The organism is Streptomyces gardneri, assembly GCF_006539185.1.
GTDB lineage: Bacteria > Actinomycetota > Actinomycetes > Streptomycetales > Streptomycetaceae > Streptomyces > Streptomyces gardneri.
Window position 1 is genome coordinate 1 of record NZ_BJMN01000098.1, and the last position, 12,558, is coordinate 12,558.

General features: G+C 71.9%; 11 protein-coding genes and 1 pseudogene. 4 read left to right on the forward strand and 8 right to left on the reverse strand.

Going from position 1 to position 12,558, the window contains the following annotated elements; translation table 11 throughout:
• Positions 1–553, forward strand: a 553-nt coding sequence (locus SGA01_RS40035; protein WP_141303294.1) for a TOBE domain-containing protein, incomplete at its 5' end; no start/stop codon positions are given.
• Positions 554–636: 83 nt separating this feature from the next.
• Here SGA01_RS40035 and SGA01_RS40040 read toward each other — a convergent pair.
• From SGA01_RS40040 to SGA01_RS40060, 5 genes are all read right to left on the reverse strand, one after another.
• The gene (locus tag SGA01_RS40040; protein WP_141303296.1) at positions 637–1,776 is read right to left on the reverse strand and encodes an LOG family protein; all 1,140 of its coding nucleotides are present in this window, start codon (positions 1,774–1,776) and stop codon (positions 637–639) included.
• A gap of 36 nt (positions 1,777–1,812) precedes the next feature.
• The gene (locus tag SGA01_RS40045; RefSeq protein WP_141303298.1) at positions 1,813–2,964 is read right to left on the reverse strand and encodes a hypothetical protein; all 1,152 of its coding nucleotides are present in this window, start codon (positions 2,962–2,964) and stop codon (positions 1,813–1,815) included.
• Positions 2,946–3,674 carry an ABC transporter ATP-binding protein gene (locus tag SGA01_RS40050; RefSeq protein ID WP_141303300.1) on the reverse strand — a complete coding sequence of 243 codons (729 nt, stop codon included), beginning with the start codon at positions 3,672–3,674 and terminating at the stop codon, positions 2,946–2,948. Before SGA01_RS40050 ends, SGA01_RS40045 begins: the two co-directional genes overlap by 19 nt.
• Before the next feature lie 233 nt (positions 3,675–3,907).
• Positions 3,908–5,287 (reverse strand): aspartate aminotransferase family protein, encoded by a 1,380-nt coding sequence (locus SGA01_RS40055; RefSeq protein WP_024755662.1) that lies wholly within the window; start codon positions 5,285–5,287, stop codon positions 3,908–3,910.
• Entirely contained in the window at positions 5,272–5,778 is a 507-nt protein-coding gene (locus tag SGA01_RS40060; protein ID WP_055641097.1) for an Lrp/AsnC family transcriptional regulator, read from the reverse strand. The genes SGA01_RS40055 and SGA01_RS40060 overlap by 16 nt, the downstream gene beginning before the upstream one ends.
• Before the next feature lie 190 nt (positions 5,779–5,968).
• Here SGA01_RS40060 and SGA01_RS40065 point away from each other — a divergent pair, with 190 nt between their 5' ends.
• The 3 genes from SGA01_RS40065 (at position 5,969) to SGA01_RS40075 (ending at position 9,375) form a co-directional block, all read left to right on the forward strand.
• Positions 5,969–7,405: a gamma-aminobutyraldehyde dehydrogenase gene (locus SGA01_RS40065; RefSeq protein ID WP_141303302.1), complete on the forward strand. Its 1,437-nt coding sequence runs from the start codon at positions 5,969–5,971 to the stop codon at positions 7,403–7,405.
• A gap of 183 nt (positions 7,406–7,588) precedes the next feature.
• Positions 7,589–8,752, forward strand: coding sequence for a polyamine ABC transporter substrate-binding protein (locus SGA01_RS40070; RefSeq protein ID WP_141303304.1), 1,164 nt, complete (start codon positions 7,589–7,591; stop codon positions 8,750–8,752).
• Between the two features lie 80 nt (positions 8,753–8,832).
• Complete coding sequence (locus tag SGA01_RS40075) at positions 8,833–9,375, forward strand: hypothetical protein (RefSeq protein ID WP_141303306.1); 543 nt, start codon at positions 8,833–8,835, stop codon at positions 9,373–9,375.
• Here SGA01_RS40075 and SGA01_RS40080 read toward each other — a convergent pair whose 3' ends face one another.
• From SGA01_RS40080 to SGA01_RS40090, 3 genes and pseudogenes are all read right to left on the reverse strand, one after another.
• Entirely contained in the window at positions 9,376–10,575 is a 1,200-nt protein-coding gene (locus SGA01_RS40080; protein WP_141303307.1) for a serine hydrolase domain-containing protein, read from the reverse strand.
• A gap of 102 nt (positions 10,576–10,677) precedes the next feature.
• Positions 10,678–11,381, reverse strand: a pseudogene (locus SGA01_RS40085) (response regulator); the annotation flags it as partial.
• Entirely contained in the window at positions 11,378–12,550 is a 1,173-nt protein-coding gene (locus tag SGA01_RS40090; RefSeq protein ID WP_141303311.1) for a sensor histidine kinase, read from the reverse strand. The gene SGA01_RS40090 and the pseudogene SGA01_RS40085, both read right to left, overlap by 4 nt.
• Positions 12,551–12,558 lie beyond the last annotated feature (8 nt).

The window sequence follows — 12,558 nt, forward strand, 5'->3', positions numbered from 1 at the left end:
CGAGCCGCTCGGGCAGCTCGACCGCGGGCTGCGGGAGCGGCTCGTCGTCGAGCTGAGGCAGCTCTTCGGGCGGCTGGGGACGACGGTCCTCGCCGTCACCCACGACCAGGGCGAGGCCTTCGCGCTCGCCGACCGGGTCGTGGTGATGCGGGACGGGCGGATCGCCCAGTCGGGTGCGCCCGTCGAGGTGTGGTCGCGGCCGGCCTCGGAGTTCGTGGCCCGCTTCCTCGGCTTCGACAACGTGGTGGCGGCGCGGGTGAGCGGGACCGTCGCGGAGACCGTGTGGGGCCGGGTGCCCGTGCCGGAGGGTTCGCCGCAGGGCGAGCGGCGGCTGCTCGTCCGGCCGGGCGGGGTGCGGCTCGTGGGGGAGGGACGGCGGGACTGGACGGTCGAGTCCCGGACCTTCCGCGGCGACCGTGTCGCGGTACGGCTCCGGCCGGCGGACGGTCCGGCGCTGGAGGCGGAGTTCCCGCTGAGCGAGGCGCCCACGCAGGGCGCGGAGGTGGCCCTGGGCTTCGCGGTCCAGGACGTCGTGGTCCTCGACCGCGACTGACCCGGATCGGGGCGTGGCCCGGGCCCAGGGGGTGTCTTGTCGATCAGGCCCCGCGAGCCCGGGCCTGATCGGCAGGACACCCCCTACGCCTTCGCCAGCCGTTCCAGCGCCGCCGGGGCCTCGTCGACCGAGTCGACCAGGGCGACGCGGGACGCCATCGGGCGGTCGGCGGCCAGGGCCTCCAGGAGGGGCCAGGCCGGGAGCTGTGCGGTCCAGTGGGCGCGGTCGACGAGGACCATCGGCGTGGGGGCGCCCAGCGAGCCGTAGTAGTTCGGGGTGGCGTTCGTGAAGATCTCCTGGACCGTGCCGGCCGCGCCCGGCAGGAAGACGACGCCCGCCGTGGAGCGGGCGAGGAGGCCGTCCTCGCGAAGGGCGTTGGCGAAGTACTTGGCCAGGTGTCCGGCGAAGGCGTTCGGCGGCTCGTGGCCGTAGAACCAGGTGGGGATGCCGAGCGAGTCGCCGCCGCGCGGCCATCGGGCGCGTACGTCGAAGGCGGCGCGGGCCCACTCCGTCACGGAGGGGGCGAAGGAGGGGGCCGCCGACAGGACGGTGAGGGCCTCCGGGAGGGTCTCGTCGGGGAACGGGGCCAGATAGGCGCCGAGGTTCGCCGCCTCCATGGCGCCCGGTCCGCCGCCGGTCGCCACGGTGAGTCCGGAGCGGGCCAGCGACCTGCCGAGCCTGGTGGCGCCCGCGTACGCCTCCGTGCCCCGGCCCGTCGCGTGTCCGCCCATCACGCCGACGACCCGCTTCCCTTCGAGGAGTTCGTCGAGGGCGTCGGAGACGGCGTCGTCGTGGAGGGAGCGGAGCATCGACGAGAAGATGTCGCCGTCGGCCCTGGTCCGGCCGAACCACGCGTACGCGAGGGCGTCCGGTGTCGACGCGTACCCCGTCTCGCCGATGCCGGCGTAGAGCTCGTCCGGGGTGTAGAGCCGCGAGCGGTACGGGTCGAACGGCAGGTCGGGGACGGGCGGGAAGACGAGCGCCCCGTCGGCGCGCACCTTGGCGGCGGCCTCCGGCTCCATGGTGCAGCCGAGGAAGACGGCGGCCGCGGCGGAGGCGGAGAGCAGGGCGAACGTCCGGTCCGTCAGGTCGACGGACTGCACCCGGAGCCCGGCGAGCGCGCCGGGCCGGGCGAGGGCCGCGTCGAACTCGCCGAGCGTGTGGATCTCGCGCCCGTGCCCGCGCGGACCGGGCGGCCGGTGTGCGGGAGGAGGCATCGCCATGGGCCCACGATAGGGGCCCGTCCGCCGAGCGGCCCGTCAGCCCGTCAGGGGGAGGGCCGCCAGCTCCGCCACGATCCAGGTGAGCGGCAGGAAGACGGCGACGAGGGCGCCGGTCCGCATGAGGGCCGCCGTCCGCAGGACCGTGGGCGGGGCGCCGAGCCGGAGGAGCGCCTCGGTGGTGTGTTCGCGGCACTGCTTGGACTCCAGCGCCGCCGTGAGGAGCGTCGCCGTCGTACAGGCCATGACCAGGGCCGCGCCGAGGCCGGTGAGCGGCCCGAAGGCGGCCGGGCCCGTGCCCGAGGCGTACAGCGCGGCCGCCGCGAGCGTCCCGGACAGCACCGCGGAGACCACCCCGAGCGGGCGGCCGATACGACGGGACTCGTCCATGAGGACACGGCCCGCGAGCAGCCGGGTGGCGCCCGGCCGGACGGACTGGAGGAGCCGGCCGCAGCCGTAGGTGAGTCCCGGGCCGGCGAGGGCGAGACCGAAGGCGGTGAGCACCCAGCCGGCCAGGACGCCCGCGGGGTTGCCGTCGAAGCTGCCCGGCAGCGGGAGGCCGTCCCCGGAACCGCCGCGGCCCGCGTACGTCTCGATGGCCAGGCCGACCGCGACCAGGGCGACGCCCCACGGCAGACCGGACGGCACCGGCTTCTCGACGCCCTCCGGCTCGGCGGGAGCAGAGCGGGGGCGCAGCGCGAGGCCCGCCGCCGTGGCGGCGACGACCGGCAGGATCGCCAGCAGGGTGAGGGCTGCCGCGAGCGGCATCGGCTGGTCGGCGGCGAGGAGCTCGGCCGCCGCGCCGTCGAAGGGCAGGCCCGTGATGTCGCCGCGCAGGTGCAGGTAGAAGAGGAGCGCGACCATCGAGCCGAGCGTGCAGGCGACGGCCGTCGACGCCGCCGCGACGGCGGTGAGCCGGACCGGGCCGAGGCCGATCGCCGAGAGCCCGGGGCGCGGCCGGGTGCTGGGGTCGGTGCGGGCCACGGCCACGGCGAACTGGACCGTGGCGGCGAGCGGCAGGACGCACCACAGCAGGCGCAGGACGGAGGCCGACGACTGGGCCGGGTGCCCGACGGCGTATCCCAGGGTGCAGAGCAGCAGGAAACCCACTCCCGCGGCCGCGGCGGCGACGAGGAGCCGCCGCGTCAGGACGAGGGGGTGGGTCCCGCGGGCTAGACGGAGAGCGAGCACGCGGCGACGCCCTCCGCCCCTGACGCCGGAGGGACGGTGCCGACCCGGCGTCCGTCGAGGAGGGCGACCGTACGGTCGGCGAGCGCCGCCACCTCGCTGTCGTGGGTGGCGAGGAGCACCGTGATGCCGTGCGAGCGGGCCGCGGCGGTCAGGGTGCGCAGGACCTGCGCCCCGTCGGCCCGGTGCAGCGTGGCGGTGGGTTCGTCGGCGAAGAGGACCGACGGGGTGGTGACGAGGGCGCGGGCGATCGCGATCCGCTGGCGCTGGGAGTGGGTGAGCGCGTGCGGGCGCTTGCGGGCGCAGACGCCGATGTCGAGGCGCTCCAGCCATTCGACGGCGACGGTCTTCGCGGCCCGGTGGGAGGCGCCGCGCAGCAGCAGGGGGAGGGCGACGTTCTCCCAGCCGGTGAGCTCGGGGACGAGGCCCGGCTCGGGGGCGATCCAGCCGAAGCGGTCGCGGCGGAGCCGTTCGCGCTGGGCCTGGCCGAGGGTGTGGACGGGGCTGCTGTTGAACCAGACCTCGCCCTGCTGGGCGACGAGCTGCCCGGACAGGCAGCGCATGAGGGTGGTCTTGCCGCTGCCGCGCGGGCCGACGAGGGCGAGGATCTCGCCCTCGCGGACGCCGAGGGAGACGCCGCTGAGGGCGTCCGAACCGCCCAGGGCGCAGTGCAGGGAACGCGCCCAGAGCACGTCGTTGTCCGGTGGGGCCATCGCGTACACCTCGATGTCGGATCTGATGTGTATTCCCGTGTTCCCCCGTACGGGGGAACGAGGAGACAGGCCTGTGGGTCACTCGGCACCGTAAGGATTCAGATCCGCTTGTACGGACAGCACACGGCCCGGGCCGCCGCCATCCACTCGGATGGCGGCATGCCCGGGCCGTTGTCACGCCGTGAGGGCGGCGTGATGCCTGGGGGACCGCTGTCGCTCGGTCCAGGCCGCTGCTACAGCTTGGTCCACGCCTCCGTCAGCACCGACCGCAGGATGCCTTCGATCTCGTCGAAGGTGCCCTGGTCGGCGATGAGCGGCGGGGCCAGCTGGATGACCGGGTCGCCACGGTCGTCGGCCCGGCAGTACAGGCCGTTCTCGAAGAGCGCCTTGGAGAGGAAGCCGTAGAGCACGCGCTCCGTCTCCTCGTCCGTGAAGGACTCCTTGGTGACCTTGTCCTTGACGAGCTCGATGCCGTAGAAGAAGCCGTTGCCGCGGACGTCGCCGACGATCGGCAGGTCGTGCAGCTTCTTCAGGGTGTTGAAGAAGTTGCCCTCCTGGTCCAGCACGTGCTGGTTCAGGCCTTCCTTGTCGAAGATGTCGAGGTTGGCGATCGCGACCGCCGACGACACCGGGTGGCCACCGAAGGTGTAGCCGTGGAGGAAGGTGTTGTCGCCCTTGTAGAACGGCTCCGCGATGCGGTCCGAGACGATGCAGGCGCCGATCGGGGAGTAGCCCGAGGTCATGCCCTTGGCGCAGGTGATCATGTCCGGGACGTAGCCGAACTTGTCACAGGCGAACATCGTGCCGAGGCGGCCGAAGGCGCAGATCGTCTCGTCGGAGACGAGCAGCACGTCGTACTGGTCGCAGATCTCGCGGACGCGCTGGAAGTAGCCGGGCGGCGGCGGGAAGCAGCCACCGGCGTTCTGCACGGGCTCCAGGAAGACGGCCGCGACGGTGTCGGCGCCCTCGAAGAGGATCTCCTGCTCGATCTGGTCGGCGGCCCAGCGGCCGAAGGCCTCGGGGTCGTCGCCGTGGATCGGGGCGCGGTAGATGTTGGTGTTCGGCACCTTGTGCGCGCCGGGGACCAGCGGCTCGAAGGGGGCCTTCAGGGCCGGCAGGCCGGTGATGGACAGGGCGCCCTGCGGGGTGCCGTGGTAGGCGACCGCACGCGAGATGACCTTGTACTTGGTGTGCTTGCCCTGCAGCTTGAAGTACTGCTTGGCGAGCTTCCACGCGGTCTCGACGGCCTCGCCGCCACCGGTGGTGAAGAAGACCTTGTTCAGGTCGCCCGGGGCGTAGTCGGCCAGACGCTCGGCGAGCTCGACGGCCTTGGGGTGCGCGTACGACCACACGGGGAAGAACGCGAGCTCCTTGGCCTGCTTGTACGCGACCTCGGCCAGTTCCTCGCGGCCGTGTCCGGCGTTGACGACGAACAGACCCGCGAGACCGTCGAGGTAGCGCTTGCCCTTGTCGTCGAAGATGTAGGTGCCCTCGCCACGGACGATGGTGGGAACGGGCGAGTTCTCGTACGACGACATGCGCGTGAAGTGCATCCACAGGTGGTCGTACGCGGTCTTGGACAGGTCCTGGGTCACGATTATCGAGTTCCCCACATATAGGTCTGCTTCTTGAGCTTGAGGTAGACGAAGCTCTCGGTGGAGCGCACGCCGGGGAGGGTGCGGATCCGCTTGTTGATCACGTCCAGCAGGTGGTCGTCGTCCTCGCAGACGACCTCCACCATCAGGTCGAAGGAGCCCGCGGTCATCACCACGTACTCGCATTCGGCCATGGCCGTCAGGGCCTCCGCAACCGGATCGAGGTCACCCTCGACGTTGATACCGACCATCGCCTGGCGCCGGAATCCCACGGTGAGCGGGTCGGTGACGGCGACGATCTGCATGACGCCCTGGTCGAGCAGCTTCTGCACGCGTTGGCGCACCGCGGCTTCGGAGAGGCCGACGGCCTTGCCTATCGCCGCGTAGGGACGGCGACCGTCCTGCTGGAGCTGTTCGATGATTGCCAGGGAGACGGCATCGATCGTCGGGGACGAACCGGTTCCGGTTCTGGAGTCTGTGCTTCGACTGGCCACGACTTCACTGTGCACCGAGATGGGCAGTCACGCAAGCCCGGAGTGATGAAATTCGTTGTGAGTGGCTCCGAATCTCACTGAATCCGAAGTTGGGGAGGGTCGGGGCTATGGAAAGCGTCTGTCGAGCGACTAGGCTGAGGTGTCTCGCCCATCGGGACGCCGCACAAGGACGTGCGAAGACAGAACGTGACAGGAGGGGTGGCAAGTGACCACCGAGCTGCGCCGGCTGCGTAACTACATCAACGGGGAGTTCCGCGACGCGGCCGACGGCCGCACCATCGAGGTGGTCAACCCGGCCACCGGCGAGGTGTACGCGACCTCCCCGCTCTCCGGACAGGCCGACGTCGACGCCGCCATGGAGGCCGCCGCGGCGGCCTTCCCCGCCTGGCGCGACAGCACGCCGTCCGAGCGCCAGAAGGTACTCCTCAAGATCGCCGACGCCTTCGAGGAGCGCGCCGAGGACCTCATCGCCGCCGAGGTGCTGAACACCGGCAAGCCGACCGCCCTCGTCGGGAGCGAGGAGGTACCGCCGATGGTGGACCAGATCCGCTTCTTCGCCGGCGCCGCCCGCCTGCTGGAGGGCCGCTCGGCCGGCGAGTACATGGAGGGCATGACCTCCATCGTCCGCCGCGAGCCCGTGGGCGTCTGTGCCCAGGTCGCGCCGTGGAACTACCCGATGATGATGGCCGTGTGGAAGTTCGCCCCGGCCCTCGCCGCGGGCAACACGGTCGTCCTCAAGCCCTCGGACACGACCCCCGCGTCGACCGTCCTGATGGCCGAGATCATCGGGCAGATCGTCCCGAAGGGCGTCTTCAACGTCATCTGCGGTGACCGCGAGACCGGCAGGGCCATGGTCGAGCACCCGACCCCGGCGATGGCCTCCATCACCGGCTCGGTCCGCGCCGGCATGCAGGTCGCCGAGTCGGCGGCCAAGGACGTCAAGCGCGTCCACCTGGAGCTGGGCGGCAAGGCCCCGGTCGTCGTCTTCGAGGACACCGACATCGAGGCGGCCGTCGGGGACATCTCCGTCGCGGGCTTCTTCAACGCCGGCCAGGACTGTACGGCCGCCACCCGCGTCCTCGTCCACGAGTCCATCCACGACGAGTTCGTCGCCGCCCTCGCCAAGGCCGCCGCCGAGACGAAGACCGGTCAGCCGGACGACGAGGACGTGCTCTACGGCCCGCTCAACAACGCCAACCAGCTGAAGCAGGTCTCCGGCTTCATCGAGCGCCTCCCGGCCCACGCCAAGGTCGAGGCCGGCGGTCACCGCGTCGGCGACAAGGGCTACTTCTACGCCCCGACCGTCGTCTCCGGCCTCAAGCAGGACGACGAGATCGTCCAGAACGAGGTCTTCGGCCCGGTCATCACCGTCCAGTCCTTCACGGACGAGGCCCAGGCCCTGCAGTACGCGAACGACGTCGAGTACGCCCTCGCGTCCTCCGTCTGGACCAAGGACCACGCGCGCGCGATGCGCATGTCCAAGGCCCTCGACTTCGGCTGCGTGTGGATCAACACCCACATCCCGCTCGTCGCCGAGATGCCCCACGGCGGCTACAAGAAGTCCGGCTACGGCAAGGACCTCTCCGCGTACGGCTTCGAGGACTACACGCGCATCAAGCACGTGATGACCTCCCTGGGCTGATGCCCCCGGGGACGAGCCCGGAGGACCCTCCGGGCCGATCCCCGACCGGCGCCACGCACGCGGCCCCGGCATCCTGGTCGACAGGGTGTCGGGGCCGCGTGCCGTCGCTCGACGGAGCGTCCATTGCCGCAGGTGGCCGCGGGTGTGGATGCTGTCCGGGTGAGAGCGATAGCCAGGAACACCATGTCCCGCCGGTCCCTGCTGCGCGGCATCGGCGGTGTCGGAGCGGCCGCGGCGCTCGCCGGGTGTGGAGTCCCCGCCGCCTACGTCGACGAGCGCGACCGGGCCGGCCGCGACCTGTCCGCGCGCGACCGGACGCTCGACTTCGCCAACTGGCCGCTCTACATCGACACCGATGACGACGACACGTCCAAGCGCCCGACGCTGAACGCCTTCCGTGAGCGCACCGGGATCTCCGTCCGCTACACGGAGGAGATCAACGACAACGACGAGTTCTTCGGCAAGATCGGCCCGTCCCTGATGAACCACCAGGAGACCGGCCGCGACCTGATCGTCGTCAGCGACTGGATGGCCGCCCGCTTCGTCCGCCTCGGCTGGGTCCAGGAGATGGACCGCGCTGCCCAGCCCCACGTCGCGAAGCACCTCAACCCGCAGCTGCTCGACCCCGCCTTCGACGCGGGCCGACTGCACAGCGTGCCCTGGCAGTCCGGGATCACCGGCATCGCGTACAACCGCAGGAAGCTCGGCCGTGAACTCCGCTCCACGAAGGAGCTGTGGGCCGACGACCTGCGCGGCAAGGTCACCCTGCTCTCCGGGCTCGACGAGTCGATGTCCCTGCTCCTCCAGGGCAACGGCGTCGACGTGACCCGGTGGACGCGCAACGACTTCCACGCCCTGTGCGAGCAGATCGAGGGCCTCGTCCGGAAGAAGCACATCCGCCGCTTCACCGGCAACGACTACATCAAGGACCTGTCCACCGGCGACGTGCTCGCCTGCCAGGCGTACTCGGGCGACGTCATCCAGCTCCAGGCCGACAACCCGGACATCGAGTTCGTCGTCCCCGAGGAGGGCGGCGAGCTCTGGGCCGAGTCCCTGATGATCCCCAACAGGGCCCAGCACAAGACCAACGCCGAGAAGCTGATCGACTACTACTACGAGCCCGAGGTCGCCGCCGAACTGGCCGCCTGGGTCAACTACGTCTGCCCGGTCCCGGCCGCGCAGGACGTCCTCGCGGACTCCGGCGACGAGGAGCTGGTCGCCCTCGCCGAGGACCCGCTGATCTTCCCGGACGCCGACATGCGCAGCCGGCTCGCCATCGCCCGGGACATCCGCGCCGACGAGCGCCAGGAGTTCGCGAAGAGGTGGAACGCGATCGTCGGGCTGTGAGGCAGGCAGCCGGGGCGCGGTCCGCGAGGAGAGCCGACCCCCGTTTTTGAACACGTTCATGATGGGCGTACGCTGCCGTCATGAGCGACTCGAACGGGCCGAGAGCCCTTCTCACGCGCATCCGTCTCTGGCTGGTCGTCTTCGTGGTCTGCCTGGTCCTGAGCGGGATAACCGCCTTCCCGCTCGTCAGCGAACTCCGACTGATCGACGAGGCGTTGGGATCCTGGGCGGCGCCCGTCGCCGAGTGGTTCCCCGGTCTCGCCGAGTGGATCGCCCGGGTACGGGGCGGGCTCGAGGCCGCCGACGAGCAGTCGCCGTACCTTCTCTACGGCACCGACTGGCTGGCCTTCGCACACCTTGTCATCGCGGTCGCCTTCTACGGCGTGTACCGCGATCCCGTCCGCAACATCTGGGTCGTCGAGTTCGGGATGATCGCCTGCGTCGGCATCGTCCCGCTCGCCCTGATCTGCGGACCGATCCGGGGCATCCCCTTCTGGTGGTCGGTCATCGACATGTCCTTCGGCGTCATCGGGATCCTGCCGCTGCTCGTCGTACGCCGGATGATCAAGCGCCTGGAGGCCGCGACGGCCTCCACCCCGGCGGTCGTCCCGTGCACCCCGTGATCAGCCCGGGAGGCCGTACGTGGCCACCATGACCTTCATGGCCGTGCGGTTCATGTCCTGACCCTTGGCGTCGGTGGAGTTGACGCTGTAGACGAGGGTGCGCTCGCCGTTCCGGGTCGAGGTGATCGCCGTGTTGTAGCCCCAGCGGCCGCCGGTCTTGCCCCACACCTCGCGCCCGCCCAGCTTCTTCATCGACAGGCCGGCGGAGTAGGCGGCCGGGTCGCCGGACTTCACGTCCGGGACCTTCGGCAGGGTGAACATCTCCTCCAGGAGCGGCCCGCGCACCACCCGGCCCGCGAACAGGGCCCGGGTGAACCGCTCCAGGTCGGCGGTGGTCGACACGAGATCGCCGGCCGCCCAGCCGTCCGTCGTCCCCCACACGGAGACGTCCCGCAGCCCGGTCGAGCCGTCGTCGAGCCGCATCGTCTGGTAGCCGTGGTTGTGGGGACCGGCGATCCCGGGGGCCGTGCCGGGGGAGTAGGTGTCGCGGAGGCGGAGCGGGCGCAGGATCCGTCGCTCCACCTGCCGCTCGTACGTGTCGCCCGTGACCCGCTCCACGAGCAGGCCGGCGATCGTGTACCCGATGTTGAGGTAGTGCTGCTTCTCGCCCGGCCGGAACTCGCGCGGCTTCGCCGTCGCCGAGCGGACCATCTCCTCAGGGGAATGGATCCGGAAGCGGTCCTCGTACCACTCCTCGACGGTCGAGCCCGGGAAGTCCGGGGCCGGGATGCCGTGCGTGTGGTTCAGGAGCTGACGGACGGTCACCCTGGCGTAGCGGCCGGGGATCAGCTCCGGAAGGTACGAGCGGGCCGTTCGGTCCAGGTCGATCCGGCCCTCGGCGGCGAGCTGGAGGACGGTCGCCGCCGTGAAGACCTTCGTCACCGAACCGGCCCGGAAGCGGGCGGCCGGGTCCGCCGGGGAGCCGCTCTCCAGGTCGTGGACGCCCGAACTCCCCTGCCAGGAACCCTCGGTGCCACCGACCCGGACCAGCGCGGCCGTCGCGTCCGCCCGGGGGAGCCCGGCGATCGCGCCGGGCATCGTCGTCTCCAGGGACGGGAGCGGGGCCGGAAGGGCGGCAGTGGCGGTGGCGGTGGCCGTGGCGGTGGGCGGGGTCGCGGCCGTGGCCGGGACGATCGCCGGTCCCGCCGCCACACCCAGGACCAGGGCGGCGGCGAGCATCGTGCGGGTGGACTTCCTCATGGTCAACTCCGTTGGTGTGAGCCGTTGTTCTTGATGGCTCCATCCTGCTGACCAGGCAGGATTCGCGGATCGCCCGTACCGGCGGTCTCCTGGGGGAAGGTTTCTCGCCGACGCGGGGGAGGGGCGGACTACCGGCCTCCCCCGGGCGGGGGAGAACCCGCCGCGACCAGGCCCGTCTCGTACGCGCAGATCACCGCCTGGATCCGGTCGCGCAGCCCCAGCTTGGCCAGCACGTTCCCCACATGGGTCTTCACCGTATGGTCGCTCACCACCAGCTCCGCCGCGATCTCCGCGTTCGACAGGCCGCGCGCGAGCAGCAGCAGCGTCTCCCGCTCCCGGCCGGTCAGCACGTCGAGCCGGGGATCCGGGGCCGTCCTGCGGGGGCCGCCCGCCGTGTACTGCTCCACGAGACGCCGGGCCACGGACGGGGCGAGCAGCGACTCGCCGGCCGCCACGACCCGGACCGCGTGCACCAGATCGTCCCTGCGCACGTCCTTGAGGAGGAAACCGCTCGCCCCCGCGTGCAGCGCCTCGTACACGTACGCGTCGGTGTCGAAGGTCGTCAGGATCACCGTCCGGCAGCTCGACTCCGCGCTGATCGTCCGGCAGGCCTCGATGCCGTCCGTCCGGGGCATCCGGATGTCGAGCAGCGCCACGTCCGGCGCGAGCCGGCGCACCGCCTCGACCGCCTCCGCCCCGTCCCCGGCCTCCGCGACCACCTCGATGCCCGGCTGCGCGTCCAGGATCATCGCGAAACCGCTGCGGACCAGCTCCTGGTCGTCGGCGACCACCACCCGGATCGTCATGTCCTCACCCCCGTCTCGGACGGTACGGGGAGCAGGACCCGCACCTCGAAGCCCCGGCCGCCGGGGCCCGGGCCCAGCGCCGCCGTACCGCCGTGCGCGGCCGCCCGCTCCCGGATGCCGACGAGGCCGTGACCGCCGGCGCCCGCCTGCGGGCCGCGCCCGTCGTCCGTCACCGTCACGCGCAACACGCCCTCCTCGTGGGCCAGTCGGACCTCGGCCGTGCGGGCTCGCGCGTGCTTGACCACGTTCGTCAGGGCCTCCTGGACGATCCGGTAGGCGCTCGCGCCGGTCGCCGGGGGCAGGGCACGGACCCCGCCCTCCGTCGCGTAGGTGACGGTCAGGCCGCTGGCCCGGACCCTCTCGACCAGCTCGGGGATGCCCGAGAGGTCGGGTTGCGGCTCGCGCGGGGCGGACCCGCTCTCGGAGCCCTCGCGCAGCACCCCGAGCATCTGCCGCAGTTGGACCATCGCGTCGCGGCCGGTCGCCGAGATCGCCTCGAAGGCGGCCTCCGCCCGCTCCGGGGCCGCCCGTACCGCCACCGGTCCCGCCTCCGCCTGCACGACCATCAGGCTCACCGCGTGCGACAGGATGTCGTGCATCTCCCGTGCGATCCGGGCCCGTTCGCGGGCGGCGGCCCGCTCGGCCTCGATCCGGTGCTCCCGCTGTCGCGCGTCCTGGAGCCGGCCGAAGACGTACGCCGCGCCGAACACGAACAGGGAGAAGGTCAGTTCCCGCGCCGACTGGGTGTTGAGCCACACCGAGATCGGCACCGCGACCACCATCACGGCCGCTGTCGCCAGCCGCTTCCACGGCGGGGAGAGCACGGCGATCGTGTAGACGGAGACGAGCCCGGTGTACGGCAGGGGCTGCCCAGGCCCCTCCAGGGCCAGCTTGTACAGCGCGCTCGCCGCGAGCATCGCGAGGAGGACGGCGAGCGGTGCGCGCCGCCGCCAGACCAGCGGCAGCACGGTGAGTGTCGTCAGGCCGTACGCCGGCCAGGTCGCCGGCTCCAGCTCGGGCCCGCGCGGCAGCACGAACGGCATCGTCATCGCCGCCTGCACGAGGAGCGCGATCCCGATGTCCACCGCCCACGGGTTCGCCGCGCCCCAGCGCCGCGCCCGCTCCCGGCCGCCGCGTACCGCCCCCGGTATCTCCCCCCGCCCCGCCATTACGGCTT